Raw genomic sequence first — 25,046 nt, 5'->3', positions numbered from 1 at the left:
CATTAAAATTGCCGCTTTATCGGCCGGAATCCGCCCTGCTTATGCACTCCAGTTCGCCAATCCCATCAACGCCCAGCTCCATCTGCATCATGCGCCTCTCCGCCATCGGCGACGTCTGCCATGCCGTCGCCATGGTGCAGGCCCTGCAGCGCCGCCACCCCCAGGCCAGCATCACCTGGGTGGTGGGAAAGGTGGAAGCCACTCTGCTTGCAGGCCTGCCCGGCGTCGAGCTGGTGGTGTTCGACAAGCGCAAAGGCTGGGAAGGCTACAAGGCGTTGTGGCGCACACTCAAAGGCCGCCGGTTCGACGTGTTGCTGCATATGCAGGTGGCGCTGCGCGCCTCCATTGCCACCCTGGGCATTCGCGCCAGGGTGAAGGTGGGCTTCGACAAGGCCAGAGCCAAAGAGGGGCAGTGGCTGTTCACCAACCACAGGATCCAACCCCAGGCCGAGCCCCATGTGCTCGACGGCTTTATGAATTTCGCCCGTGAGCTTGGGGTGACCGACACCTCACCCCAGTGGCAGATGCCGCTGTCGGACGAGGACCTGACCTTCGCCGAGGAGCGGATCCCCCAGGGGCAGCGGACCCTGATCATCTGCCCCGCCGCCAGCAAGGGCGAACGCAACTGGCTGCCGGAGCGCTATGCGGCGGTGGCCGATCACGCCGTCCGTCACCAGCTGACCGTGCTGCTGTGTGGCGGCCCGGCCCCCCTGGAAAAGCTGTTGGCCCAGGAGATTCAGCACTATGCTGAAGCTGACGTCATCAATCTGGTGGGCCAGACCAGCCTGAAGCAGCTGCTGGCCCTGCTGGGCCGTGCCACCCTGGTGCTGGCACCGGATACCGGCCCCGCCCACATGGCGGTCACCCAGGGCACCCCGGTGGTGGGCCTGTACGCCCACTCCAACCCGGGACGCACCGGCCCCTACACCAGCCAGCCGCTGGTGGTGAGTGCCTATCAGGGCCATGTGGAAGCCCAACAGGGTAAACCCCTGTCGGCGATCCCCTGGGGTACCCGGGCCAAGGGCCAGGAACTGATGCACAGCATTGAGGTCGATGAAGTGATCAATAAGGTGGACGCCCTGCTGGCGCAGGCCTGACGATACGTCCCTAGGGGACAAAGGAAAAGATTATGAGAATTCTGGTTACCGGCGCCGCCGGTTTCATCGGCTTTTACACCAGCAAACGACTGCTGGCCATGGGCCATCAGGTGGTGGGTCTGGACAACCTCAACGATTACTACGACGTAGCCCTCAAACAGGCCCGCCTGGAGCAACTGCTGCCGGAAGCAAACTTCAGCTTCGTAGAGCGGGATCTGGCGGACCGGGAGGGGATGGCCCAGCTGTTTGCCAACGACCGATTCGACCGGGTGGTTCACCTGGCCGCCCAGGCCGGGGTGCGCTACTCCATCGACAACCCCATGGCCTATCTGGACTCCAACCTGGCGGGGATGATGACCATCCTCGAGGGTTGCCGCCAGCAGAAGGTGCCGCACCTGGTGTACGCCTCCTCCTCCTCGGTGTACGGCATGAACAAGAAGGTGCCCTTCAGCGAGAGCGACGCCGTGGATCATCCGGTGAGCCTGTACGCCGCCACCAAGAAGTCCAACGAGCTGATGGCCCACACCTACAGCCACCTGTATGGCCTGCCCACCACCGGGTTGCGGTTCTTCACCGTCTACGGCCCCATGGGCCGTCCGGACATGGCCTACTTCAGCTTCACCCGCAAAATTCTCGCCGGTGAGCCCATCGACGTGTTCAATCACGGCAAGCTGTCGCGGGACTTCACCTACATCGACGACATCGTCGAGGGCGTGGTGCGGGTGATGGAGGCGATCCCTGAGCGGGACGACAGCAACCACTGCGCCACTCCGGACCAGTCCAGCGCCCCCTACCAGCTGTTCAACATCGGCAACCATCAGCCGGTGGAGCTGCTGACCTTCATCCAGACCCTGGAACAGGCCCTGGGGGTCAAGGCCAAGCTGAACATGAAACCGATGCAACCCGGTGACGTCTACACCACCTTCGCCGACACCGACAACCTGCAGCAGGCGGTGGGCTTCAGCCCGGACACCTCCCTGGCCGAAGGGTTGCAGCGATTCGCCGACTGGTATCGCCGCTTCTACGGCTAACCGGGCCTCTGAGGCGTCAACATGATAAGATTTTTCCAATTCAATGAACTAAGGGTTCCCAGGCAATGAAAGTATCCCTGCCCTCTTTTAATCAATCCCGGGTACTGGTCGTCGGCGACGTGATGCTGGACCGTTATTGGGATGGCCCCACCGGCCGCATCTCTCCGGAAGCCCCGGTGCCCGTGGTGAAGATCAATGAGATTGAGGACCGCCCCGGCGGCGCCGCCAACGTGGCCCTGAACATCGCCGCCCTGGGAGGCCAGAGCGAACTCATCGGCTTGGTGGGCCAGGATGAAGCCGCCGACACCCTGGTCAACAAGGTCAAAGGCCTGGGGGTCACCCCCAACCTGGTGGCCCTGGACAGTGCCCCCACCATCACCAAGCTCAGGGTAATGTCCCGCAACCAGCAGCTGATCCGCCTGGACTTCGAAGAATCATTCGGCACCGGCGGTGAGCAGGCGATCAACGACAGGACCGAGCAGGCGCTGGAACGGGCCGGGGTGGTAGTGGTGTCTGACTATGCCAAGGGCGCCCTGTCCGACGTGCAGGAGATCCTGAGACTGGCCCGCAAGGCCGGGGTTCCCAGCCTGGTGGACCCCAAGGGCACCGAGTTTGAGAAGTACCGCGGCGCCACCCTGCTGACCCCCAACATGGGCGAATTCGAAGCCGTGGTGGGCAAAGTGACCGACGAAGCGGATCTGGTGAGCAAGGGGCTGGCCCTGATTGAACGGTTCGAATTCGATGGTCTGCTGGTGACCCGCTCCGAGAAGGGAATGACCCTGCTGCGCCCCGGCCAGCAGGAGCTGCACCTGCCCGCCATGGCCCGGGAAGTCTATGATGTGACCGGCGCCGGCGACACGGTGATCGGCACCCTGGCCGCCGCACTGGCCGCGGGCAGCGATCTGGCCCAGGCCTGTGCCCTGGCCAACGCCGCCGCCTCGGTGGTGGTGGGCAAACGTGGCACCTCCACCATCTCTGCCGTGGAGTTGGCAGCCATGGTGGCCTCCATGCACGACGAGAGTGGCTTCGGAGTGATGAGCGAGAGCCAGCTGCTCTACGCCGTGGCTGACGCCAAGGCCCGGGGGGAGAAGGTGGTGATGACCAACGGCTGTTTCGACATCCTCCATGCCGGCCACGTCAGCTACCTGATGCAGGCCCGCAAGTTGGGGGATCGCCTGATTGTGGCGGTCAACAGCGACGACTCGGTCAAGCGCCTCAAGGGGGAAGCCCGCCCGGTAAACAACCTGGAGCGTCGCATGAGTGTGCTGGCGGCCCTGGGCGCCGTGGACTGGGTGGTGCCCTTCGGCGAAGACACTCCGCAGCGGCTGATCGCCGAAGTCCTGCCCGACCTGCTGGTCAAGGGCGGCGACTACCAGGTGGAGCAGATTGCCGGCCACAAAGAGGTGATCGCCAACGGCGGTGAAGTGAAGATCCTCGGCTTCGAAGATGGGGTCTCCACTACGGAGATCATCAAGAAGATCAACAGCAACTGATCTCCTTGCCAGAAAACAGAAAGAGGCGCCAAGGCGCCTCTTTTTTGTTTTTAACACGGAGCTCAGTCCGCCATCTGCTCCTCGATGAGCATGATCAGGATGTGAATCACCTTGATGTGCACCTCCTGGATGCGGTCGGCGTAGCCGAAATGGGGCACGCGGATCTCCACGTCCGCCAGGTTGGCCATCTTGCCGCCATCCTTGCCGGTGAGCACCACAGTCTTCATCCCCTGGGCCTGAGCCGCCTCGATGGCGTTGAGGATGTTCTGGGAGTTGCCGCTGGTGCTGATGCCGAACAGCACATCCCCCTTGCGCCCCACCCCTTGGATGAAGCGGGAGAACACATGCTCGTAGCCATAATCGTTGCTGACGCAGGAGAGGTGGCTGGGATCGGACACGGCGATGGCGCCATAGGCGGGACGGTTGTCACGATAGCGGCCGGTCAGTTCCTCGGCGAAATGCATGGCATCACAGTGGGAGCCACCGTTGCCGCAGGAGATCACCTTGCCCTCCAGCTTGAGGGAGTCGGCAATCAGCCGAGCGGCCGCTTCAATGGCCGCCAGCTGGGCCTCGTCGTTGAGGAAGCTGTCCAGCACCTGGGCCGCTTCAGTCAGCTCTCGAAGAATACTCTGCTTCATAACGCAGTCCTTTAGTCTTGGCCATCCCTGACCGGGTTAAGGGCCCGCCCACTCCGGCGGACTCAAATCGAAACTTAACTCAACAGCTGTCGATACAGAGCCAGGTACCGCTGGGCCACGCTCTGGGGGGTAAAGTCCACCAACCGCGCCTTGGCTCCTGCGGCCAGCCGGGCTTGCAGCTCGGCGTCGCCAGCCAGGCGCACGATCGCCTGCTCCAGGGCCTGGCTGTCACCGGCGGGCACCAGCAGTCCAGTGACCCCATCGTCAATCATGTCCGGGATGCCGCCGGCGTCGCTGCCGATCACCGGGGTGCCATGCTGCCAGGCTTCCAGCACGGTGGAGCCCAGTCCCTCGTTGAGGGAGGGGAACACCATCAGATCCATCGCCGCCAGGTAGTGGCCCACCTCGGCCTGATGTCCCAGGAAGCGCACATTCTCCAGCCCCTCGGCCTGAGCCTTGAGTTCCTGCTCATCGGCGCCGGCGCCCAGGAACAGAAACTGCATCTGCGGCTGGCTGTTGCCCAGGCGCGAGGCCGCCTCAATGGTCAGCTGATACCCCTTGTGGTGGATCAGCTTGCCCACCTGACCCACGATCACCTTTCCAGGGAATTGGCTGCGAATCTCGGCCACTTTGTCGGCATCGGCCTCGAACGCCGAGTAGCTGCTGGGGATAATGCTGGTGGCAATCTCACCGGAGAGTTTGCCGACCTGAGCGGCAATGGCCCGGCTCAGGCACACCACCCGCTGGGCCCGGCTGTACCCCATTCGGGTCAGCCGGTTGGATTTGAGCGGGTTGTCCACCCGGCGAGTGATCACATAGGGGTTGCCGTGCAGCAGATTTTGCAGGGCGCACCAGTAGACCGCCTTACCGTCGTGGGCGTGCAGCAGGGTCCCCTGGGGCAGGCGACGCCGCAGGTGGCCGGTCAGGTGGTGGTTGATGTGGATGATGGTGACATCCAGATCCGCCAGGTGCTGATTCAGCGGCGAGTCTGCCCGGATCACCGCACTCTGTCGCACCTCACCCTGGCTGGCCAGGGTGCGGATCAGGTTCAGGGTCTGGCGCTCGCCGCCGCTGAATCCTTTTGCCAGGTTCACATGGCAAATATGCATCGTCTATTCCCGTCGTTCACTTGCGCGCCGGCGTGCCGGCAAGATCATTATTTGTGGAACTTGCCTGCCAGGAAGTCCCCGTACAATCCGTCCAGACACTGAGCCAGACGCTCGGTCACCTCCTCCACCACGGCATCGCTGCTCTGATGCACCTTGCCGTCTCGGCTGACCGCCATGATTCCCTCACACAGCTCGTCAATCTGCGCCGGTGTGGCCTTGGTGTAGGCATTGGGCAGACGCGCCCACTTGCTGGGACCCACCCCCAGCTTGCTCATGCCCCGCTTGAAGCCGTGCTCCACGCTCTGCCCCAGGTTCAGGGGGTAGTGGGCCACGAAAGGCAGAGGGGTCACCTCCAGATCCATCTTCAGGGCCCGGGTAAAATCACGCCACTTCTCCGGCATAAACTTGGGGCTGAAGCTCACCGGCACCCAGGGCACCCGCAGGGCATCGGACACAATGGCGCCATGCATCGCTTCGGTGATCACCAGTTCAGAGGCCAGCAGCTCCTCCAGGAAGCTGTCCACAGGCTGGCGGGCGGTGATCATCTTGATGCCGCACTGGTCGCAGATCGCCTGCCAATCCGCAAAGTCCTCACTGCTGTGGTGGGGAATAAAGGCGATCTTGTGCTTCTTGACCGGGTTGCGGTACTCCACCAAATTGCGCAGCAGGTAGGCGCCGTCGGCAATCACCTTGGAGGCGTCCACCCCCAGTTGGCGGGCGGTGTGCTCACCGCGGACACAGTAGATATGCCAGCTGTCATTGATGGTTGGTGGCGTACCAAAACCTGCGCCTGAGCTGAAGACAATATTGGCCCGATTGGCGTTGAGATTGCTGCGATCGATGCGCTTCTGGTCGAGAATGGTACCGATTCCAAGGAAGGCAACCTTGTCGGATTCATCTTCAAAGGCTTTGGGCATCAGCTTGGGGAACATCCAGGGATTGAGATCATCCCCAAAGTTACCCAGCTTACTGTGACAGTACTCTAAATACACGGCAGACTCGAATGGTGACGGGAAAAGAGGAAAAGTGTACCACGGTATCTTGGGCCGATCCCATGCTCCCTGATTTCAGGTTCAGTCAACATTCATCAATCTCCCTCTACCCCGCTCATTTTCATTGATATAATGCGCCCTTCTCCACCCCCTAAGCCAAGGTAATGCCATGTCATTCAAACTCCTTATCATCAGCTCCTACAAGGACACCTGGAACAGTGTGCGCCCCGAAGCGGAGATCTTCATTGGCATGGCCAAGCTGGGAGTGGACGTCACCTTGATGACCCAGGGAGACGCGGATTATGTGCCCAGGTTCCGGGAAAACGGGGTTAAGGTGATCGACTTCCACCCCAAGAAGAAGTTCCAGTGGAGCGCGGTCAAACGGATTCGCCAGGAGCTGAAACAGGGAGGCTACGACGCCGTCTACATGTTCAACAACAAGGCGATCACCAACGGCCTGTTTGCCGCCATCGGCCTGGACGTGAAGATGGTCAGCTACCGGGGCCAGACCGGCAACATCAGTCGCTGGGATCCCAGCAGCTACCTGACCCACCTGCACCCCCGTCTGGATGGCATCCTCTGTGTGGCCAACGCGGTGCGCGATGACCTGCGTCACCACGTCTGGATCAACCCGGAGAACGTGGCCACCGTCTACAAGGGCCACAGTCTGGAGTGGTACCAGGATACCCCTGCGGACCTGGGTCAGTTTGGCGTGCCCAAGGACGCCTTCACCTTCGGCTGTGTGGCCAATGCCCGTCCCCGCAAGGGCCTGCCGGTGCTGCTGGCGGCCACCCATCACCTGCCGGCGGACAGCAACATCCACCTGCTGCTGGTGGGCGGCGGCATGGACACCGACGAGGTTCGCGCCCTGATCGATGCCAGCCCCATGAAAGACCGCATCCACCTGGCGGGCTTCCGCACCGACGCCCCGGCGCTGATCGCCTCCTGCAGCGCCTCCATCCTGCCCTCCACCAAGCGGGAGGGGCTGCCCAAGACCGTCATTGAAGCCATGGTGTATGGGGTGGCCCCCATCGTCTCCGACACCGGCGGCAGCGCCGAGCTGATCGTCGATGGCGAGAGCGGCCTGGTGGTGCAACCCGGCGACGACGCCGGCCTGGCCAAGGCGATGCAGACCCTGTGGCAAAGCCCCGAGCAGACCCTGGAGATGGGGCGTCTGGCCAAAGAGCGCATCGAGGCGCACTTCCACACCGACCAATCGGCCCAGCAGACCAAGGCCTACTTCGAGCGGCTGCTGCGGCGCTGAATCTCCCAGACAAAAGAAAAGGCGCCCCAGGGCGCCTTTTCTGTGCTGCTCCATCGGCCTATCGCCGGTTTTGCATCACCCACAGGGCGAAATACTTGTTGAACACGTAGTGGCTGGACTGCAACGCCAGCAGCAGGCCATGGCGCCCCTCCAGGCACCCCAGCTGCAGCAGGTACTTGCGGATGAAACACCACAGGCTGCTGCCGATGATCCCCGCTACGCTGGTGCGTTTGCCCTTGGCATGGCGCGCCTGTGCCCAGGCGGTGGCGTAGTTCAGGGACTTGCCCATGTAGCCCTGGAAATCGTCCGAGGTGTAGTGGAGCAGATCCCCCTTGAGGGCTCGCACCTTCTCCTTGGGCACCGCCACCGCCTCATGCACCATGGCGTCGTTGTAGCGGTAGCTGTCCCGGGCATGCAGCCGCACCACCGCATCGGGGTACCAGCCGCTGCGGCGGATAAAGCGACCGAAGAAGTCGCTCAGCCGGTTCACCCGGTAAGCCAGTTGTGGATCCGGATCCACCAGCACCGCTTCGATGGCGGTGCGCAGCTGTGGGGTGACCACCTCATCGGTGTCCAGCCACAGAATCCAGTCGGCGGTCACGTGCGTCTGGGCCCGTTGGCGCTGGGGGCCGAAGCCGGGCCAGTCACTGCTGTGGAACACCTTGGCACCCGCTTGCTGAGCCAGCTCCAGGGTGTTGTCGGTGCTGCCGCTGTCGAGGATCACTATCTCATCCACCCAATTGACGCTCTCCAGCACCTGGGCGAAGCGGGGACCGGCGTTCTTGGTGATCATGGCACAGGCCAGGCGTACGCTGCGGCTCATGCTGGGTTCTCCACCGCCGCAAGCACCCGGTCGACGCTGATGCCGGTGAGACACTTGTAGTGGCCATAGGGGCACTCCCGCTTGAAGCAGGGGGCACAGTCTGTGGGCACCGACACCACCACCGCCTGATCGCTCAGGGGCGGGGTAAACTCGGCGCTGGAGGAGCCGTAGATGCCGATGGTTTTCACCCCGGTGGCGGCGGCTACGTGCATCAGGCCCGAGTCATGGCTGACCACGGCGGTGGCCAGGCTGAACAAATCGATGGCATCCACCAGCTGAGTCTTGCCACAGAGGTTGAGAATGTGGGGGTGGTCGCCGGCGGCGATGGTGTCACCGGCCGCGGCCTCCTTGGGCGAGCCGATCACCCACACCTGATAGCCCTTGTCCACCAGGGTTCGTGCCAGCTCGGCGTGACGCTCCAGCGGCCACTGCTTGGCCGGACCATACTCGGCACCGGGACAGAGACACACCACCGGACGGCTGAGATCCAGCCCCAGTTTGGCCACCACCTGATCGAGGTTGGCCTGGTCGATGCCCAGAACCGGGTTGAGCACCTCGATGGGCTGGCGCGCCTGTTCGGCGGTCAGGCCCAGTGAGATAAAACGGGTCACCGTCTGATCGGCGATGCGGCCATCGATCTCCCGGGGCAGACGCTTCCTGGCGTCGGTCAGCATCCAGCTGCGCAGCTCGCCACTGAAGCCCACCCGCTCAGGAATGCCGGCAAAAAACGGGGTAACCGCGGTCTTGAAGGAACGGGGCAGGATGATCGCCTTGTCGTAGCCGCGGCCTTTGAGGCTGCGGCCCAGCTGCGCCCGGGGGCCCAGGGCGGTTTCCCCGTGCTTGAACGGCAGGTCCAGAGCCTCATGCACCTCCGCCATCCGCCGGACCACCGGCAGGGAGAAGGTGGGGGCCAGCACGTCGATCACCGCCTCGGGATCCTGCTTGCGCAACTGGCGCAGCAAGCTGTGAGCCATCACCATGTCGCCGATCCAGGCGGGCCCCACTACCAGATATTTCATCGACGCCGTCCTACTGATTCAGCCAGGCCAGGTACTCCGCGACCCCCTGGGCCACGGTCTTGAAGGGGCGGTCGTAGCCCGCCGCACGCAGCTTGGCCATGTCCGCCTCGGTGAAGCTCTGGTAACGCCCCTTGAGCTTATCGGGGAAGTCGATGTACTCCACCTGGCCCTTGCCATGGAAGTCGATCACCGCATCGGCCACCGCCTGGAAAGGCTCGGCGGCACCGGTGCCCAGGTTGTAGATGCCGGACTCGGCCTTCTCCTGCCAGGCCCACAGGTTTACCTGGCACACATCGCCGACGTAGATGAAGTCACGGGTCTGGCCGCCGGCTTCGTAGCCGTCGTAGGCGCCGAACAGTTTGGGGTTCTCACCCTGGTGGATCTGGGTGTTGAGGTGGAAAGCCACGCTGGCCATGCCGCCTTTGTGCTGCTCACGGGGACCGTAGACGTTGAAGTAGCGGAAACCCACCACCTGGCTGTCGAAGGTGGGCAGCAGCCGGCGCACATACTGGTCGAACTGGAACTTGGAGAAGCCGTAGACGTTCAGAGGCTTCTCGTGGGCACGATCCTCCTTGAACACCGGTCCCATGCCATACACCGAGGCGGAGGAGGCGTAGAGGAAGGGGATCTTACGGTCCAGGCAGTAGTGCAGCAGCACCTTGGAGTACTCGTAGTTGTTCTCCATCATGTAACGGCCATTCCACTCGGTGGTGGAGGAGCAGGCCCCCTCATGGAACACCGCTTCCACGTCACCGAAGTCGTGTCCCGCCTTCACCAGCTCCAGGAAACGATCCTTCTCCAGGTAATCGGCAATATCACAATCCGCCAGATTGACGAACTTGGTGCCATCCTCCAGCTCATCCACCACCAGGATGTCGGTACGTCCCTGGTTGTTGAGCATCTTCACCAGGTTGCTGCCAATAAACCCGGCTCCACCGGTCACAATAATCATGATCTCTGTCCAAACCTCTGTTCGGGGCCACCGCGCCGCCGACGCCATGCCGACGGGGGGCCAAATTCAACTGGGGGCAGTATACCCTGCCCAAGTTTTCCGCACCAATGGCACGGCGCCCAAGGTGATCTTCGCCACCCTGACCCAGCCCAATTTTTCCCGTCCCGGGGTGATCTCCGGCGCCAATTGACATAGCATCAATATTTCAATCCTTTCCAATTGAATACCTATGAAGCGAATTGCCATCTACCCCGGAACCTTCGACCCCATCACCAATGGCCACCTGGACCTGATCAAGCGCAGCGCCAAGCTGTTTGACAAGGTGGTGGTGGGCATCGCCGCCAGCGCCAGCAAACGACCGCTGTTTGATTTGGCCAAGCGGGTGGAACTGGCTCAGGCGGTCACCGCCGAGATGGACAATGTCGAGATTCAGGGGTTCACCGGACTGCTGGTGGATTTTGCCAAAGATCAGAACGCCGACGTGCTGATCCGCGGCCTGCGGGCGGTGGCGGATTTCGAGTATGAGTTCCAGCTGGCGGGGATGAACCGTCACCTGCATCCGGAGATGGAGACCATCTTCCTGACCCCGGCCCAGGAGTACACCTTCATCTCGTCCTCCCTGGTGAAGGACGTGGCCTTCCACGGCGGTGACGTCAGCAACTTCCTCCATCCCATCGTGGAGCAGGCGGTGGCCGAGGAGATGGCCAGCCGCCAGTAATCAGCCTTGGCAGCTGGGGCAATAGGTGGTGGTGCGCTGTCCCAGCTTCACCGTTTTCAGCTCATCGGCGCATACCGGGCAGGGCTGACCCCCTTTGCCGTACACCAGCAGCTCCTGGGCGAAGTAGCCGGGCTTGCCATCGGCCTGGGTGAAATCCTTCAATGTGGTGCCCCCTTGGGTAATGGCCCGCTGCAGCACCCCTTTCACCTCGGCCACCAGCCGCTCGATGGCCGCCGGTTTGAGCTCTCCCCCAGGCTTGCGGGGATCGATGCCGGCGCTGAACAGCGCCTCATTGGCGTAGATGTTGCCGACCCCCACCACCACGTGATTGTCCATCAGCGCCAGTTTAACCGCCTTGGTACGTCCTTTAAGGCAGTTTGCCAGGTGCTGGGCATTGAAGGCCGCAGAGAGCGGTTCAGGGCCCAATTTGGCCATGAGCGGATGGGCCTCCAGCGGCAGGGTCCACCACAGGGCGGCGCCGAAGCGCCTGGGGTCGTTCAGCCGCAGCACGGCGCCACTGTCCAGTTCGATGTCCAGATGGTCGTGCTTCTGCGGCGGCGGAGCCGGCAACAGCACCCTCAGGCTGCCGGACATCCCCAGGTGCAGGATCAACACCCCGGCGGCACTCTCCACCAACAGGTACTTGGCCCGGCGGCTGACGGCGGTGATCACCTGCCCTTCAAGTTGCAGGATCTCCGGCGGCACCGGCCAGCGCAGCTTGGGCTGGCGCACCACCACCTTGGCCACGGTGCGCCCCATCAGGTGAGGGGTCACCCCCTGACGGGTGACCTCAACCTCCGGCAGTTCAGGCACCCTTCGCCTCCTGGTTCAACATCGCCTCACCCTGGGCCGACAGCAGCTTCCACCACTGCTCCTGTCCCAGCAGTTTCAGGTAACCCAGCTCCGGATAGAGCAGCACGGTCACCGGCGCCTCACCGTTGTCCAGGTAAAGATCCACCTGCACCGGTCCCCGGGGCAAGGGCTGCGGCGGGTTGATGGGCAGCAGCCGGGCGTCACTCCACAGGGCCATCAACCCATCGAGCCGCTCTGCCGCCAGCGCAGGCGCAGATCGCCAGCCGTTGCCGTCGCGGCGCACCACCAGCTGATGGAACACCAGTGCCTCGATGGCGCTGCCCTCGGGCAACAAGGGGTAGCTGCTGGATTTCGGGCTCACCAGACTGGTGACATAGAGCAACAGCATGCCAAACAGGGAGAGGGCGATGATCAGCGCGTTGTTCCAGGAGCGTCGTTTGGCCATGGCGAGCCTCAGGGTAGCCAGTATTGAGATCGATTGTAGGTTTTTGGCGGGCATAAAAAAACCCGGCAGATGCCGGGTTTTTTCAAGGTGCCGATCAATTACTTGATCTTGGCTTCCTTGTACAGAACGTGCTGACGTACCTTAGGATCGAACTTTTTGATTTCGAACTTTTCAGGCATGTTGCGCTTGTTCTTGTCAGTAGTATAGAAGTGACCAGTACCAGCAGTGGATACCAGACGGATCTTCTCACGACCACCTTTAGCTGCCATGATTTATCTCCTTAAACCTTCTCACCGCGGGCACGCAGTTCAGCCAGAACTACATCGATACCCTTCTTATCAATGATACGCATACCTTTGGTGGATACGCGCAGCTTCACGAAGCGCTTCTCGCCTTCAACCCAGAAACGGTGGGTCTGCAGGTTGGGCAGAAAACGACGCTTAGTGTGGTTTTTAGCGTGGGAAACGTTGTTCCCGGTTACCGGACGCTTGCCGGTAACTTGACATACTTTAGACATTTCAGTCTCCAAAATATTGCTCGAGCATCATTGTACCTCGTATGGCCGTCGCCCGAGGCACACGAAGGGCGCATTTTATACAAGATAAAGAAGCAAAGATCAAGCAAACTGAGCTTATAGCCATCCTCTTTCGGCAAATGAGCAGCACTCGCCGTGGCCGATGACCAAATGATCAAGCACCGATACGTCGATCAGTGCCAAGGCATTCTGTATCCGTTTGGTGATGGCGCGATCGGCCTGGCTGGGCTCACTCACCCCGCTGGGATGGTTGTGGGCCAGGATCACCGCGGCGGCGTTGGCGGACAACACCGTCTTCACCACTTCCCGGGGGTACACGTTAGCGGCGTCTATGGTACCACGAAACAGCTCGGTAAGTTCCACTACTCTGTGCTGACTGTCGAGCAACAGCATGGCGAACACTTCGTGATGACGATGACCCAGGGTCGCCCGAAGATACTCCTGGGCGGCATTCGGGCTGTTGAGGGCACTCCTGGCCTGGCTGCGCTCCCCCAGGCAACGCCGCCCCAGTTCCCGGGCGGCCTGCAACTGCACGTACTTGGCCGGCCCCATGCCGTGGATGGCGGTGAAGCTGTCGGGGCTCATGCCCAGCAGGGCGTTGAGGCTGCCCGCCTGACCCAGGGCCTGCCGGGCCAGCTCCACCGCACTGACGCCGCTGTGGCCGGTGCGCAGAAAGATCGCCAGCAGCTCTGCGTCGCTGAGGGCCTGGGCCCCGCAATCCATCAGCCGCTCCCTTGGCCGCTCCGACGCCGGCCAGTCTCCAATTGCCATAGGGTTCCCTCCCTGATGCCTATTTAGTTAGTGACCCGGTCGTCACCGACCCGGTCCGCCATGTGTTATCTTAGGCGCCTCTCTCAGAAAACGACCAATGGCCATGAGCAAAATCACCCGAAATATCGTGCTGGGGATCTCCGGAGGCATCGCCGCCTACAAGGCCCCCATCCTGGTTCGCCGCCTCAAGGAGACCGGCGCCGACGTCCGCGTTGTCCTCAGCGGTGGCGCCAAGGCGTTTGTGACTCCCATGTCGCTGCAGGCGGTCTCCGGCCACTCAGTGGCCCATGACCTGCTGGACCCGGCCGCCGAGCTGGGAATGGGCCACATCGAACTGGCCCGCTGGGCCGATGAGGTGATCATCGCCCCCGCCAGCGCCAACTTCATCGCCCGCATGGCCAACGGCATGGCGGATGAGCTGATCACCGCGGTCTGTCTGGCCACCGAAGCGCCGATCCGGGTCTGCCCGGCGATGAATCAGGTGATGTACCTGGCCCAGGCCACCCAAGACAATCTGGCCACCCTGAAACGCCGGGGCATTACCCTGTGGGGACCCGCCAGCGGCGATCAGGCCTGCGGCGAAGTGGGCCCCGGCCGCATGCCGGAGCCGGAAGAGATCACCGCCCTGTCCCTGGCCGCCGCCCAGGCGGACGCCGAGCCCGGCCCGCTGGCGGGCAAAAAGCTGCTGCTCACCGCCGGCCCCACCCGGGAAGCCCTGGATCCGGTGCGCTACCTGTCCAACCACAGCTCCGGCAAGATGGGCTTCGCCCTGGCCCAGCAGGCCGCCCGCCTCGGCGCCGAGGTGACCCTGGTCAGCGGCCCGGTCAACCTGGCCACCCCGGATGGCGTCACCCGCATCGACGTGGATTCCGCCCAGCAGATGCTGGACGCGGTGATGGCCCAGGTAGAGAACCATGAAATCTTCATCGGCTGCGCCGCCGTGGCCGATTATCGTCCAGTCAGTGCCGCCTCGGACAAGATCAAAAAGTCCCAGGAAACTCTGACCATTGAGATGGTGCGAAACCCGGACATCCTTGCTACAGTAGCCGGCCACAGTAAGCGACCGTTCACTGTCGGCTTTGCCGCCGAAACCCGGGATGTGCAGCACTATGCCCTGGATAAGCTGGCCCGCAAGAAGCTGGACATGATCGCCGCCAATGACGTCTCCAAGCCTGGCCAGGGGTTCAATGCCGACAGCAACGCCCTGACCCTGTACTGGCCCGGAGGCAGCAAGGATTTGGGCCACAGCGACAAGGCCACCCAGGCTGAGGCACTGCTGCTGACCATCGCAGAGAAACTGACGAACTAAGAGACAAGAATGAAAACACCCATCGAGCTTAAAATTCTGGACGCCCGCCTGGGCAGCGAGTGGCCCCTGCCCGAGTACGCCACCCCGGGGTCTGCCGGCATGGATCTGCGCGCCATGGTGGACGAGCCTCTGGTGCTGGAGCCCGGTCAGAGCCAACTGGTGCCCACCGGCATGGCGATCCACATCGGCGACGCCAGCCTGGCGGCCACCATCCTGCCCCGCTCCGGCATGGGCCATAAGAAAGGGATCGTGCTGGGCAACCTGGTGGGCCTCATCGATTCCGACTACCAGGGGCCACTGATGTGCTCCCTGTGGAACCGCAGCAGCCAGACCGTCGCCATCGAGCCTGGTGAGCGAGTGGCCCAGCTGGTGTTCCTGCCCGTGGTCCAGGCCGCCTTTACCCAGGTGGAGTCCTTCGACGCCAGTGAGCGCGGCGAGGGCGGTTTCGGTCACTCCGGTACCAAGTAACTCCGGAGTCACGACCATGAGCAGTAATCACAAAAGCAACCGTCGCGAGCAGATCCTGCAGTCCCTGGCCAAGATGCTGGAGACCTCCCCCGGGGAGCGGATCACCATCTCCAAACTGGCCGCCGAAGTGGGCGTGTCTGAAGCGGCCCTGTATCGTCATTTTCCCTCCAAGGCGCGGATGTTCGAGGGACTCATCGAGTTCATCGAAAACGCCCTGCTCTCCAGGATCAACCTGATCATGGAGGAGGAGGAGGACACCATGGTGCGCTGTCAGCTGATCCTGCAGCTGCTGCTGACCTTCGCCGAGCGCAACCCGGGGATCACCCGACTGCTGACCGGCGACGCCCTCACCGGTGAACAGCAGCGCCTGCGTGAGCGGATGAACAAGCTGTTTGCCCGCATCGAGACCAACCTCAAGCAGGCCCTGCGGGAGAAGGCGATTCGGGAAGGCTCCGGCTTCTACCTGGAGGAGGGGATGCTGGCCAACCTGCTGCTCTCCTACGCCGAGGGCCGCATCGCCCAGTACGTGCGCAGCGAGTTCAAGGTGCTGCCCACCGAGCGCTTCAGCGAGCAGTGGGCCTTTATCCAGCGCCAGCTGCTGCAGAGCTAAACGGCCGCGAAAAGAGACAAAAACGGCGCCATCTGGCGCCGTTTTTCGTTGAATTTCAGGAAAGCCTGAAGCTTAGATGCCGTACTGGGCGCGGTAGGCGCTCACCTGTTCCAGCTCCTGCTCACGGCCCGGCTGCTCCTGCAGATAGGCGATGAGATCCCCCAGGGTGACGATGGCGATGATGGAACAGCCGTAATCCCGCTCCACCTCCTGGATGGCCGACAGTTCGCCCTTGCCCTTCTCCTGGCGATCCAGGGCGATCAGCACCCCGGCCAGAGAAGCGTCGTTGGCCTGGATGATCTCCATGGATTCACGGATGGCGGTGCCGGCGGTGATCACGTCGTCCACCAGCATCACCCGACCGGCGAGCTCGGCACCCACCAGGTTGCCGCCTTCACCATGATCCTTCTTCTCCTTGCGGTTGAAGCAGTAGGGCTTGTCGGTGCCGTGATGGTCCGCCAGGGCCACCGCGGTGGTGGTGGCGATGGGGATCCCCTTGTAGGCGGGGCCAAACAGCAGGTCATAGTCGATGCCGGAGTCCGCCAGCGCCGCCGCGTAGAAGCGGCCCAGACGCGCCAGATCGCCGCCGGTATTGAACAGGCCCGCATTGAAGAAGTAGGGGCTCTTGCGGCCAGATTTCAACGTAAACTCGCCAAAACGCAGCACATTACGTTCCAGGGCAAACTCGATAAATTCTCGTTGGTAAGCTTTCACTCTATTCCGACCTTATTCTCGTTGTGTGGGTACAAAAAAGGCGACCTCTCAGTCGCCTTCAATAAAACAGTTATCCTTCGGCCAACGCCGCCTTCTGGGCCTCGACGATGTCGTGGATCCCCGACTTGGCCAGCGCCAGCATCTCCAGCAGCTCCTCGTGGGTGAAGGGTTCGCCCTCGGCGGTGCCCTGCACCTCAATCATGCGGCCATCCTCCGCCATCACCACGTTCATGTCGGTTTCGGCAGCGGAGTCTTCCACGTACTCCAGGTCGCAAACCGCCTGACCGTCCACCACGCCGACGGAGACCGCAGCCACCATGAACTTCAGCGGATCCACGGTCAGCTTCTTGTCGCGCTGCAGGCCGTTGAGGGCGTCCACCAGGGCCACGCAGGCACCGGTGATGGCGGCGGTGCGGGTGCCGCCATCCGCCTGAATCACGTCGCAATCCACGGTGATGGTGTATTCACCCAGCTTCTCCAGGTCCACCGCCGCACGCAGGGAGCGGGCGATCAGTCGCTGGATCTCCAGGGTGCGGCCACCCTGCTTGCCCCGGGCCGCTTCCCGGCCGCTGCGGCTGTGGGTGGCGCGAGGCAGCATGCTGTACTCGGCGGTAACCCAGCCCTGGCCCTTGCCCTTGAGGAAACGGGGTACACCCTCTTCGACGGTGGCATTACACAGCACCTTGGTGTGGCCGAACTCCACCAGTACGGACCCTTCCGCATAACGGGTGTAGTTACGGGTCAGGGTAATGGGGCGAGTCTGGTTGGGGGCTCGGTTGTCTGGACGCATGAATAGTGCCTTGGCTCTGAAAATGTGCGGCACATTATACCGATCCGGCCCTCTGGACGCGAGGCTCTGTCCGCCTCGGCTCAGTTGGTTGTTTAACCAGCAGTATCTGATATAACTGAACCATAGCCCGAACAAAAAACAGACGACGATGATGCGACTAGGACATGGATTGCTGTTGCTCTGTCTGCTGCTGCCTCTGAGCCTGCAGGCCGAACCCCCGACGCTGAAAAACATGATGGAGCAGGAGACCCCGGCGGAAACCGAGGAGGCGGCGCCGGACAAACCCGCCCCGGAGCCCACTGTGGTGGATGAATATGAGCGGGGCTCGCCCCGCTCCTCCATGGAGGGACTGCTGCACGCCCTGCGCCACAACGACTTCGAGCGGGCCGCTCACTACCTGGATGGGCGCAACCTGCCCAAGGGGGTGGCCGACCTGCCGCTGTCGCTGCTGGCCGAGGAGTTCAAGCTGATCCTCAACCGCACCCTGTGGGTGGATCTGCACACCCTGAGCGAATCGAAGGACGGCCTCACCGGCGACGGCCTGCCGCCCTATCGGGACCTGGTGGGGCGAGTTCCCCTGGGATCCCGCCAGGTCAGTGTCTACCTGCAGCGCGTGCCCCGGGGCGACGGTCAGTATATCTGGAAAATCTCCAATGCCACCCTGGGTGAGGTCCCCAACCTCTACCAGCAGTACGGCGACGGCCCCATCGGCGAATACCTCAGCGACCACCTGCCCGAGTTCGAAATCCTCGGGCTGCAAAGCTGGCAGTTTGTGGCGGTGCTGCTGATGTTCCTCCTCGCCTACCTCATCAGCCTGCCGCTGTTTGCCATCAGCAAGTGGCTGGTGCGGCGGCACTACCCGGACAACACCCAACTGCAGCGCTTTATCAGTGGTCCTCTGAGGCTGCTGTTTGTGGTGCTGGTGGTGCGGGAAGCCTTCCCCCTGGTGCGCCCCTCCATCGAGGCCAGGGCCATTGCCGAAGGCCACGCCCTGATGATCCTGGCGCTGGTGTGGGTGATGGTCTCCGGCATGGAGCTGGCCCGGGAGCGGCTCAACCGCAGCTTCCAGGAGAAGGGCAAGGATCAGGGGGCTCAGTTGCTCAAGCCCCTGTTCACCATAGGCAAGATCCTGATCATCATCATCGGCCTGCTGATGTGGCTGGAGAACCTGGGGTTCAAAGCCACCACCATACTGGCGGGCCTGGGGATCGGTGGCCTGGCGGTGGCCCTGGCGGCGCAGAAGTCGGTGGAAAACCTCATCGGCGCCATCACCCTCTACCTCTCCTCGCCGGTGAAGGTGGGCAACTTTTGCAAGTTCGGCACCCAGATGGGGGTGGTGGAGGAGATCGGTCTGCGCTACACCCGGGTGCGCACCCTGGATCGGACGGTGATCCACATCTCCAACGCCACCTTCGTCGACCTGCAGCTGGAGAATTTTTCCGAACGGGAGAAGATCCGTTACAGCCCGTCGCTCAACCTGCGCTACGACACCCCGGTCAGCAAACTGCGGGGAGTGATGGACGAGATCACCCAGGCGCTGAAGGATCACCCCATGACTCATGAGTCGCCGCTGAGGGTGCGCTTCCACAAGTTTGGCCCCAACGCCCTGCAGCTCAATGTGCTCAGCTACATCCAGACCACCGCCTTTCCTGAATACCTGGAGGCGGCAGAGGAGCTGAATCTGGCCATCCTCACCATACTGGAGCAGCACGGGGTGGCGATGACCGACACCACCCAGCTGCGCTGGCTTGGGACTCCTAAAGCAGCCGACGGGCAATGACCCTAAACCCCTGGAATGTCCGGGGGCTTTGCCGTCTCCCCTCGCCCGTGGGTATAATCGGACCACTGACACTTTACAAGGCCACTTCCAATGATCCACAGCATGACCGCCTATGCCCGCAGCGACGTTAAAGCTGACTGGGGCAGCGCCTCCTGGGAGATCCGCTCCGTCAACCAGCGCTACCTGGAGACCTACCTGAGACTGCCCGAGCAGTTCCGCTCCCTGGAACCCATGCTGCGGGAGCGCCTGCGTAAGCGCCTGGCGCGCGGCAAGGTGGAGGTGAACCTGCGCTTCGAACTGACCGAAAACGCCGGCGACACCGTGCAGATGAACGAGCAACTGGCGGCCCAGCTCATCGAGAAGGCCCAGCACCTGCACACTATGGCCGGCATCGGCCAGCTGAACCTGGTGGAACTGATGCGCTGGCCCGGCGTTCTGGAAGCCAGTGAGCGCGACATGGACGCCATCGGCAAGGAGCTGCTGCAAAAGTTCGACGACACCGTGGATCAGTTTCTGGAAGCCCGCGGCTCCGAAGGCCAGGCCCTGGAGAAGATGATCAGCGATCGCCTGGACGGCGTGACCGAGCAGGCCGCCTTTGTTCGCGGCCGCATGCCGGAGATCATGGAGTGGCAGCGCCAGAAGCTGAACGACCGCCTGGCGGAAGTGAAAGAGGACATGGACCCCGGCCGCATCGAGCAGGAGATGATTCTGCTGGCCCAAAAGATGGACGTGGCCGAGGAGATCGACCGCCTCGATACCCACGTGAACGAGACCCGCAAGGTGCTGAAGAAGGGCGGTGCCTGCGGCCGTCGCCTGGATTTCATGATGCAGGAGTTCAACCGTGAGTCCAACACCCTGGCCTCCAAGTCCATCAGCACCGACATCACCGCCGCCGCGGTGGAGCTTAAGGTATTGATTGAGCAGATGCGCGAACAGATCCAGAACATCGAGTAAGCCCAAGCGCACTCAGCCGAGCCCCGCATCGCGGGGCTTTTGTTTTTTAAGTGCTTTTTGACGAAACCGCCGGCTCTCTCCTATAGTTGCAATTGGGCATGGAACCGCCCGAGACTCGGCAACACAAGGAACAGGTTATGAGCCAACCTAAGCTGGTCAGCTACTTCTCCAGTGGCAACATTCCGCTGGGGCGGGCACTGGATCGCCCCTATACCCACCTCATTCTCGCCTTCCTCAGCTGCAGTGAACACAGCCCCTTCACCCTGGAGCTGTCCGGCGCCATCGCCGCCCAAACCTCTCCGCCCCAACTGACCCAGGGCACTAAGCAGGCCATTCGCCAGCTGCAACAACAGGGGATCAAGGTGATGATCAGCTTCGGCGGTGCCACCATGACCAGCGCCGCCTACCGGCAACTGGTGGGGCAGGAGAGTTACCTGGCCTACATCCTGGCGCAGTTTGTCACCCACAACGAACTGGATGGCATCGACATCGACTGGGAGGACAGCGCCGCCTTTGTCGGTCAGGGCGGCTATGACGGCATCGAGTTTCTGGTCAACCTGACCCTGGCCCTGAGGCGGGAGCTGCCCAGTGACCGCTACCTGATATCTCACGCCCCCCAGCCTCCCTACCTGGAGTCCGGCTATCGCATGAGTGGCTACCTGAAGGTGTTGGAGCAGGCCGGCAGCGCCATCGATATGCTGAACATCCAGTTCTACAACAATCGTCCCTGGAGCGGCGACCCGTTGCGGATCGTGGAGTCCTACCAGAGATACTGCCGGCTGCCGGGGATGAGTCCGGACAAGGCGATACTGGGCCTGCCGGTCAGTCGCCACAATGCTCAGGCCAGCAGCTACATTCCGGTGGAGCGCATCGTCACGGAGATCGTCCAGCCCCTGAAGGCCGCCCACTGCCTGGGAGGCCTGATGAACTGGGAGTTCGCCTCAGACACCGAGGGTCACTGGAGCCACCCGGTCAGCGAGGCGCTGGAGGACCAAAGCGTCACCGGCTAACCCATGAGGGCCGCGGAGCTGCCGACCGGCCAACGGCTCGGAGGCAAAAATGCGATGCTTGATGTTGCAGTCCCTTCGGACAGGACAGGGCCGCCCTGCTGCACCCAGCGGTGGAATGTCATCAGCTGATGAAAGGTGGTCCCCTTTCTCCCCGTCCTGTCGAATTCTATGCGCCCGATGATTATGGTTAGCCATCACTCATCACAGCCAAGGGCACTGATTCTGGATTGGGGACAGTGTCACAAGGTAACAACACGGCTATATTTAGATGAGTTAACTAAGTCAAATTAGATATATTCCCCCCATGAAAATATGACGTTTGTCACCAAATAACTTCTGCGCGACATTTCACCAGTCACATTTCTTTCTATTTCACCAATTTACTCAAATTTTAATTCTTTAACGATTTTGTCTCTTTTGTTCGAAATTTCTTCTCCGGTCACATATCCCCTAACTTCAGAGATCTGCCAATTGACATCTTATTGATACGTTTGATTTTATTACCAGCCCCATCGATGGCAGCTCCTAGCGCAACGGCCTGACACATCGGCGCTCTTTGACGCCAAGCCTATTCTGACCATGGGGCAGAAGCACTTTAGATTTATTTAAACGGCGTCATTAACTACGGATAAATAATATGTCCACCTTCAATGTGCAGAATAAAAGCATCGGCTTTCAGCTTTGCTCCATTATTACTGTCCTTATCGTTATTGCCTTTTCACTTACCGGGTATCTGGTCTACCGGGAGAGTTATCAGACTCTGATGGATAAGGCGCTCTCTGAGCACCAATCCAAGGTGCAGGCCCTGAGTGCCACCCTGAAACAGAGTTTTGACGGCTACCTGAAGGAAGCCAAGGTGCTGGAGACAGCCTTCCAGAACCGATATCTGGAGGGTCTGCAGCCAGCCGGCTCCAGTGTGGAACTGAAAGGGCGCGCCTTGCAGGATCTCAGCGCTCATGGTGAGCGAGTCAGCGACAATCGGCTGGTGGATGCCTTTACCCGGGATACCGGTGCGGTGGCGACGGTGTTTGTCAAAGAGGACCGCGACTATGTTCGCCTCTCCACCTCTTTGACCAACCTCAATGGCGAACGGGTGGTGGGCACCGAACTGAACCGCACCAGCGATGCCTACCGGGCCCTGAGCCGGGGTGACAGCTACTACAACAAGGTCACCCTGTTCGGTAAGCAGTACCTCACCTACTACGCCCCCATAAAAAGTGCGGACGGTTCCCAGGTGGGCGCCTCCTTTGTGGGCTTGCCAGTGGACCAGGCGTCTCAGGATCTGTTCGACAACCTGGCCACCATCCAGTGGGGTGACACCGGCTACTCCATCGTCTTCGACGACAGCGACGCCAAGCGGGGGATGTACATCCATCACCCCCTGAAAGAGAATCTGGCCAAGAACATCATTCAGTTGGCCACGGAAGAGAAACCCTTCCAGAAGCTGTTTGAGAGCGACACCGGCGTGGTGCGCTACCCCCACACCTACAACGGCGTCACCGGTGAAAAGTACCTGGTGTTTGCCAAGGTACCCGGATGGAATTGGGTGCTGTCCGGCGGCACCTTCCTGGATGAGGTCACCAAGGAGACCCGCTCCCTGCTGACCACCATCGTTCTGGTGGCCTCCCTGGCCGGGCTGTTCACCATCGTCGTGGTCACCTGGGTACTGCAGCGGATCCTACGCCCCCTGGGCCAGGCCAGTGACTACATGACCGCCCTGGGCGAAGGCCGGGTCAGCATTGACATCCCTAAGGTCTGTGGAGACAGTCGCAACGAGATCACCCGCCTGATGTTCGCCATGGGTCAGATGGCCAGGCGGCTGAACCAGCTGGTGGGGGAGATCAAGACCACCAGTAACGACTCCAATGCCGCCGCGCGTCTGGTGGCCGAGCATGCCCAGTCCAACCTGGGTCAGTCTGAGCAGCAACAGCAGCAAGTGGATCAAATGGCCACCGCCATTGAGGAGATGGCCTCCTCCGCCAACGCCGTTGCCGAGCAGGTGGAAGCGGTGGCCCACAGTGTCCAGACCGCCAACCAGGACAGCAACGCCGGCTCGGTGCTGGTGACCGACATGGAGCAGGAGATCAACAGCCTCAGCGATCAGCTCAACGACTCCACCGACGCCATCCGTCAGGTGCACGAGGAGAGCCGCAACATCGAAAGTGTCACCACCATGATCGACACCATCGCCGAACAGACCAACCTGCTAGCGCTGAACGCCGCCATCGAAGCGGCCCGTGCCGGTGAGCAGGGGCGGGGCTTTGCGGTGGTGGCCGACGAGGTGCGTCAGCTGGCCCACCGCACCCAGAGTTCGGTTCAGGAGGTAGTGTCCATCATCAGCCAACTGCAGCAGCGCATCGAGTCTGCGGTGTCCATGATGAACTCCAGCCAGAACACCAGCGTGTCGGTGAAGGAAAAAGCCCAGGCAGCCGGCGGGGCGTTGCACAACATCACCGGTCAGATCAATGCCATTGCGGATATGGCCCAGAGCATGGCCACCACGTCCGAACAGCAAGCCCAGGTTTCCCAGGAGATCGCAGCCAATGCAGCCTCAGTCAGCGATCTTAATCGCATGACCCGCGACACCTCGGCGCAAACCGCCGACAGTGCCGTCGAGCTGCAGCAGCTGTCCGATAACCTGGACAAACAGGTGGCCTACTTCAGTTAGGCCCCAGGGAAAGAGAGAAGCAAGGGGAGCACAGCTCCCCTTTTTCGTGCCGGCCGTCGAGATACGGCGACGACCGATCGCCACATCGGCCACCAGACGCTGCCGCCGCTCCCGCCAGGGAGAGCCTGCTTTGAGGCGCACCCCATGACCGGTTTGCACCAACCCCAGATACTCGTAGGGTCGGCTGAGATCAGGAAAGCCGGTTCGAGGCATCAGCGCCGCCTTGGTGTCGGCAAACAGGGTGGTGCCGCTGAGGCGGTCAAACACCTGCACCAGGCTGTCCACCGTCCAGTGGCGGCTTTGCTGACGGCAACAGGCGACAAACTGAGCCAGCACCTGAGTCAGAGACCCCTTGCCCGACCGCCGGAGCTCGGTATCCACCGCCAGGAAGTAGGCGGCGCCGCTCCAATACACCCGCCGATAGGCGTGACGGCGCCACATGTCCCGGGACAGCTCCTCCAGGGCAATGGCACCATGGTCATCGTCTTCGACGCCACGCCTGAAGCCCCGATCCAACCGTTTCATCGCCTCATCGGAAGAGAGGATGCCCGCCCTGGCCATCAACAGATACTGCAGATAACTGGCCAGCCCCTCACTGAACCAGGGCTGGTCGTTGCCGGGAAAGGGGATCAGCAGATGGCTGAACTCGTGCATGGCGGTCCAGTCACTCCTCAGGGAGTGAAGAGGAAGACGGTAATCCACGTAGAAGCGGATCCCCTCCGCCGCGCCTCTGTCTATCTGAGCCCAGGGTACCGCTCCCCGGCCCCGGCCACCGTCGTACACCCGGATGCGGGCGCAGCGCACCGGGTGCTGTCCCGCCAGCTCCGCCACCGTCTGGGCCGCCTCCCCCAGCCAACGGCGGAGCTTGGCCCGTTCACCATCCGGTATGCGCTGGTCGAACTGAAAGCTGGGCGGCCCCTCACAGCCGGCACTCGCCGGTCCGGCCCACAGACACAAACAAACCAATAAGCGTTTCAACCAGTTCATTTTGCCTCCCTGCGCCCAATCCCCTGATTACTTCTAACTCAAATACGGGAATTGAG

27 protein-coding genes are annotated in these 25,046 nt (G+C 62.0%); 13 read left to right on the top strand and 14 right to left on the bottom strand.

All coding sequences use genetic code 11. From position 1 onward, the window contains the following. The first annotated feature begins 41 nt into the window (after positions 1-41). The 3 genes from G505_RS0109615 to hldE all read left to right on the top strand — a co-directional run bounded on the left by G505_RS0109615 (position 42) and on the right by hldE (position 3,621). Positions 42-1,097 carry a glycosyltransferase family 9 protein gene (locus G505_RS0109615; RefSeq protein ID WP_028109360.1) on the top strand — a complete coding sequence of 352 codons (1,056 nt, stop codon included), beginning with the start codon at positions 42-44 and terminating at the stop codon, positions 1,095-1,097. Between the two features lie 32 nt (positions 1,098-1,129). Then, the gene (locus tag G505_RS0109610) at positions 1,130-2,128 is read left to right on the top strand and encodes an NAD-dependent epimerase (protein WP_028109359.1); all 999 of its coding nucleotides are present in this window, start codon (positions 1,130-1,132) and stop codon (positions 2,126-2,128) included. A gap of 65 nt (positions 2,129-2,193) precedes the next feature. Further along, a complete protein-coding gene (hldE, locus tag G505_RS0109605) occupies positions 2,194-3,621 on the top strand; it encodes a bifunctional D-glycero-beta-D-manno-heptose-7-phosphate kinase/D-glycero-beta-D-manno-heptose 1-phosphate adenylyltransferase HldE (protein WP_028109358.1) in 1,428 nt (475 codons plus the stop codon). A gap of 62 nt (positions 3,622-3,683) precedes the next feature. Here the strand turns inward: hldE and lpcA are convergent, their stop codons facing one another. From lpcA to G505_RS21185, 3 genes are all read right to left on the bottom strand, one after another. Beyond that, entirely contained in the window at positions 3,684-4,259 is a 576-nt protein-coding gene (gene lpcA, locus G505_RS0109600) for a D-sedoheptulose 7-phosphate isomerase (RefSeq protein WP_028109357.1), read from the bottom strand. A gap of 74 nt (positions 4,260-4,333) precedes the next feature. After that, positions 4,334-5,368 (bottom strand): glycosyltransferase family 4 protein, encoded by a 1,035-nt coding sequence (locus tag G505_RS0109595; protein ID WP_028109356.1) that lies wholly within the window; start codon positions 5,366-5,368, stop codon positions 4,334-4,336. Between the two features lie 47 nt (positions 5,369-5,415). Next, a complete protein-coding gene (locus tag G505_RS21185; protein WP_035385266.1) occupies positions 5,416-6,360 on the bottom strand; it encodes a polysaccharide pyruvyl transferase family protein in 945 nt (314 codons plus the stop codon). Between the two features lie 169 nt (positions 6,361-6,529). On the opposite strand from G505_RS21185, the gene G505_RS0109585 reads away from it, so the two are divergent. Next, a complete protein-coding gene (locus tag G505_RS0109585; RefSeq protein ID WP_028109355.1) occupies positions 6,530-7,624 on the top strand; it encodes a glycosyltransferase family 4 protein in 1,095 nt (364 codons plus the stop codon). 58 nt (positions 7,625-7,682) lie between these two features. On the opposite strand, the gene G505_RS0109580 is transcribed toward G505_RS0109585, so the two are convergent. The 3 genes from G505_RS0109580 to rfaD are packed head-to-tail and all read right to left on the bottom strand — an operon-like array spanning position 7,683 to position 10,418. Then, positions 7,683-8,447 carry a glycosyltransferase family 2 protein gene (locus G505_RS0109580; protein ID WP_028109354.1) on the bottom strand — a complete coding sequence of 255 codons (765 nt, stop codon included), beginning with the start codon at positions 8,445-8,447 and terminating at the stop codon, positions 7,683-7,685. Continuing rightward, positions 8,444-9,466 carry a lipopolysaccharide heptosyltransferase II gene (waaF, locus tag G505_RS0109575; RefSeq protein ID WP_035385265.1) on the bottom strand — a complete coding sequence of 341 codons (1,023 nt, stop codon included), beginning with the start codon at positions 9,464-9,466 and terminating at the stop codon, positions 8,444-8,446. Before waaF ends, G505_RS0109580 begins: the two co-directional genes overlap by 4 nt. Positions 9,467-9,476: 10 nt before the next feature. After that, positions 9,477-10,418 carry an ADP-glyceromanno-heptose 6-epimerase gene (rfaD, locus tag G505_RS0109570; RefSeq protein ID WP_028109352.1) on the bottom strand — a complete coding sequence of 314 codons (942 nt, stop codon included), beginning with the start codon at positions 10,416-10,418 and terminating at the stop codon, positions 9,477-9,479. Here rfaD and G505_RS0109565 point away from each other — a divergent pair. Next, positions 10,417-10,608 carry a hypothetical protein gene (locus G505_RS0109565; RefSeq protein ID WP_028109351.1) on the top strand — a complete coding sequence of 64 codons (192 nt, stop codon included), beginning with the start codon at positions 10,417-10,419 and terminating at the stop codon, positions 10,606-10,608. The two genes, rfaD and G505_RS0109565, sit on opposite strands and share 2 nt — an antisense overlap. Positions 10,609-10,647: 39 nt before the next feature. Continuing rightward, positions 10,648-11,136 carry a pantetheine-phosphate adenylyltransferase gene (gene coaD / locus G505_RS0109560; protein ID WP_028109350.1) on the top strand — a complete coding sequence of 163 codons (489 nt, stop codon included), beginning with the start codon at positions 10,648-10,650 and terminating at the stop codon, positions 11,134-11,136. Here coaD and mutM read toward each other — a convergent pair whose 3' ends face one another. From mutM to radC, 5 genes are all read right to left on the bottom strand, one after another. Beyond that, positions 11,137-11,949 (bottom strand): bifunctional DNA-formamidopyrimidine glycosylase/DNA-(apurinic or apyrimidinic site) lyase, encoded by an 813-nt coding sequence (mutM, locus tag G505_RS0109555; RefSeq protein ID WP_028109349.1) that lies wholly within the window; start codon positions 11,947-11,949, stop codon positions 11,137-11,139. Next, positions 11,942-12,394, bottom strand: coding sequence for a hypothetical protein (locus tag G505_RS0109550; RefSeq protein ID WP_028109348.1), 453 nt, complete (start codon positions 12,392-12,394; stop codon positions 11,942-11,944). Before G505_RS0109550 ends, mutM begins: the two co-directional genes overlap by 8 nt. A 98-nt stretch (positions 12,395-12,492) precedes the next feature. Continuing rightward, on the bottom strand, positions 12,493-12,663 hold the full coding sequence (gene rpmG / locus G505_RS0109545; RefSeq protein WP_028109347.1) for a 50S ribosomal protein L33: 171 nt from the start codon (positions 12,661-12,663) through the stop codon (positions 12,493-12,495). A gap of 11 nt (positions 12,664-12,674) precedes the next feature. Further along, positions 12,675-12,911, bottom strand: coding sequence for a 50S ribosomal protein L28 (rpmB, locus tag G505_RS0109540; protein ID WP_028109346.1), 237 nt, complete (start codon positions 12,909-12,911; stop codon positions 12,675-12,677). 114 nt (positions 12,912-13,025) lie between these two features. Next, positions 13,026-13,700: a RadC family protein gene (gene radC, locus G505_RS0109535; protein ID WP_028109345.1), complete on the bottom strand. Its 675-nt coding sequence runs from the start codon at positions 13,698-13,700 to the stop codon at positions 13,026-13,028. A 103-nt stretch (positions 13,701-13,803) separates the two neighbouring features. Here radC and coaBC point away from each other — a divergent pair, with 103 nt between their 5' ends. The 3 genes from coaBC to slmA are packed head-to-tail and all read left to right on the top strand — an operon-like array spanning position 13,804 to position 16,087. Continuing rightward, positions 13,804-15,009 (top strand): bifunctional phosphopantothenoylcysteine decarboxylase/phosphopantothenate--cysteine ligase CoaBC, encoded by a 1,206-nt coding sequence (gene coaBC / locus G505_RS0109530; protein ID WP_028109344.1) that lies wholly within the window; start codon positions 13,804-13,806, stop codon positions 15,007-15,009. A 9-nt stretch (positions 15,010-15,018) separates the two neighbouring features. Beyond that, positions 15,019-15,477, top strand: coding sequence for a dUTP diphosphatase (dut, locus tag G505_RS0109525; protein ID WP_028109343.1), 459 nt, complete (start codon positions 15,019-15,021; stop codon positions 15,475-15,477). Positions 15,478-15,493: 16 nt separating this feature from the next. Then, on the top strand, positions 15,494-16,087 hold the full coding sequence (gene slmA, locus G505_RS0109520) for a nucleoid occlusion factor SlmA (protein WP_028109342.1): 594 nt from the start codon (positions 15,494-15,496) through the stop codon (positions 16,085-16,087). Positions 16,088-16,159: 72 nt separating this feature from the next. Here slmA and pyrE read toward each other — a convergent pair whose 3' ends face one another. Continuing rightward, positions 16,160-16,801, bottom strand: a complete 642-nt coding sequence (gene pyrE, locus G505_RS0109515) for an orotate phosphoribosyltransferase (protein ID WP_028109341.1) — start codon at positions 16,799-16,801, stop codon at positions 16,160-16,162. Positions 16,802-16,871: 70 nt separating this feature from the next. Beyond that, entirely contained in the window at positions 16,872-17,591 is a 720-nt protein-coding gene (gene rph, locus G505_RS0109510; RefSeq protein WP_028109340.1) for a ribonuclease PH, read from the bottom strand. Between the two features lie 148 nt (positions 17,592-17,739). Between rph and G505_RS21180 the strand changes: the two genes are divergently transcribed. From G505_RS21180 to G505_RS0109485, 4 genes are all read left to right on the top strand, one after another. Beyond that, positions 17,740-19,371: a mechanosensitive ion channel family protein gene (locus tag G505_RS21180; protein ID WP_157509151.1), complete on the top strand. Its 1,632-nt coding sequence runs from the start codon at positions 17,740-17,742 to the stop codon at positions 19,369-19,371. Positions 19,372-19,461: 90 nt separating this feature from the next. Continuing rightward, positions 19,462-20,325 (top strand): YicC/YloC family endoribonuclease, encoded by an 864-nt coding sequence (locus G505_RS0109500; protein WP_028109339.1) that lies wholly within the window; start codon positions 19,462-19,464, stop codon positions 20,323-20,325. 137 nt (positions 20,326-20,462) lie between these two features. Continuing rightward, complete coding sequence (locus tag G505_RS0109495; protein ID WP_028109338.1) at positions 20,463-21,335, top strand: glycoside hydrolase family 18 protein; 873 nt, start codon at positions 20,463-20,465, stop codon at positions 21,333-21,335. Positions 21,336-21,972: 637 nt separating this feature from the next. Further along, positions 21,973-24,003 (top strand): methyl-accepting chemotaxis protein, encoded by a 2,031-nt coding sequence (locus G505_RS0109485; RefSeq protein ID WP_035385264.1) that lies wholly within the window; start codon positions 21,973-21,975, stop codon positions 24,001-24,003. Here G505_RS0109485 and G505_RS22730 read toward each other — a convergent pair. Continuing rightward, positions 23,887-24,990 (bottom strand): M61 family metallopeptidase, encoded by a 1,104-nt coding sequence (locus G505_RS22730; RefSeq protein ID WP_028109336.1) that lies wholly within the window; start codon positions 24,988-24,990, stop codon positions 23,887-23,889. The genes G505_RS0109485 and G505_RS22730 overlap by 117 nt on opposite strands. Between the last annotated feature and the right edge of the window lie 56 nt (positions 24,991-25,046).

Source organism: Ferrimonas futtsuensis DSM 18154 (genome assembly GCF_000422645.1).
GTDB classification, from domain to species: domain Bacteria; phylum Pseudomonadota; class Gammaproteobacteria; order Enterobacterales; family Shewanellaceae; genus Ferrimonas; species Ferrimonas futtsuensis.
The sequence above is the reverse complement of the archived record's forward strand: the minus strand, read 5'-3'. Positions and strand labels throughout refer to the sequence as shown.

Coding starts and splice junctions, on each gene's coding strand:
- coaD (WP_028109350.1), top strand. CDS start 10,648: ATGAAGCGAATTGCCATCTACCCCGGAACCTTCGACCCCATCACCAAT.
- G505_RS0109580 (WP_028109354.1), bottom strand. CDS start 8,447: ATGAGCCGCAGCGTACGCCTGGCCTGTGCCATGATCACCAAGAACGCC.
- G505_RS0109585 (WP_028109355.1), top strand. CDS start 6,530: ATGTCATTCAAACTCCTTATCATCAGCTCCTACAAGGACACCTGGAAC.
- G505_RS0109550 (WP_028109348.1), bottom strand. CDS start 12,394: ATGGCCAAACGACGCTCCTGGAACAACGCGCTGATCATCGCCCTCTCC.
- G505_RS21180 (WP_157509151.1), top strand. CDS start 17,740: ATGATGCGACTAGGACATGGATTGCTGTTGCTCTGTCTGCTGCTGCCT.
- G505_RS0109610 (WP_028109359.1), top strand. CDS start 1,130: ATGAGAATTCTGGTTACCGGCGCCGCCGGTTTCATCGGCTTTTACACC.
- rph (WP_028109340.1), bottom strand. CDS start 17,591: ATGCGTCCAGACAACCGAGCCCCCAACCAGACTCGCCCCATTACCCTG.
- G505_RS0109615 (WP_028109360.1), top strand. CDS start 42: ATGCACTCCAGTTCGCCAATCCCATCAACGCCCAGCTCCATCTGCATC.
- G505_RS0109595 (WP_028109356.1), bottom strand. CDS start 5,368: ATGCATATTTGCCATGTGAACCTGGCAAAAGGATTCAGCGGCGGCGAG.
- waaF (WP_035385265.1), bottom strand. CDS start 9,466: ATGAAATATCTGGTAGTGGGGCCCGCCTGGATCGGCGACATGGTGATG.
- G505_RS22730 (WP_028109336.1), bottom strand. CDS start 24,990: ATGAACTGGTTGAAACGCTTATTGGTTTGTTTGTGTCTGTGGGCCGGA.
- rpmB (WP_028109346.1), bottom strand. CDS start 12,911: ATGTCTAAAGTATGTCAAGTTACCGGCAAGCGTCCGGTAACCGGGAAC.
- rfaD (WP_028109352.1), bottom strand. CDS start 10,418: ATGATTATTGTGACCGGTGGAGCCGGGTTTATTGGCAGCAACCTGGTG.
- G505_RS0109565 (WP_028109351.1), top strand. CDS start 10,417: ATGATCTCTGTCCAAACCTCTGTTCGGGGCCACCGCGCCGCCGACGCC.
- G505_RS0109485 (WP_035385264.1), top strand. CDS start 21,973: ATGTCCACCTTCAATGTGCAGAATAAAAGCATCGGCTTTCAGCTTTGC.
- G505_RS0109500 (WP_028109339.1), top strand. CDS start 19,462: ATGATCCACAGCATGACCGCCTATGCCCGCAGCGACGTTAAAGCTGAC.
- hldE (WP_028109358.1), top strand. CDS start 2,194: ATGAAAGTATCCCTGCCCTCTTTTAATCAATCCCGGGTACTGGTCGTC.
- slmA (WP_028109342.1), top strand. CDS start 15,494: ATGAGCAGTAATCACAAAAGCAACCGTCGCGAGCAGATCCTGCAGTCC.
- G505_RS0109495 (WP_028109338.1), top strand. CDS start 20,463: ATGAGCCAACCTAAGCTGGTCAGCTACTTCTCCAGTGGCAACATTCCG.
- dut (WP_028109343.1), top strand. CDS start 15,019: ATGAAAACACCCATCGAGCTTAAAATTCTGGACGCCCGCCTGGGCAGC.
- rpmG (WP_028109347.1), bottom strand. CDS start 12,663: ATGGCAGCTAAAGGTGGTCGTGAGAAGATCCGTCTGGTATCCACTGCT.
- coaBC (WP_028109344.1), top strand. CDS start 13,804: ATGAGCAAAATCACCCGAAATATCGTGCTGGGGATCTCCGGAGGCATC.
- radC (WP_028109345.1), bottom strand. CDS start 13,700: ATGGCAATTGGAGACTGGCCGGCGTCGGAGCGGCCAAGGGAGCGGCTG.
- lpcA (WP_028109357.1), bottom strand. CDS start 4,259: ATGAAGCAGAGTATTCTTCGAGAGCTGACTGAAGCGGCCCAGGTGCTG.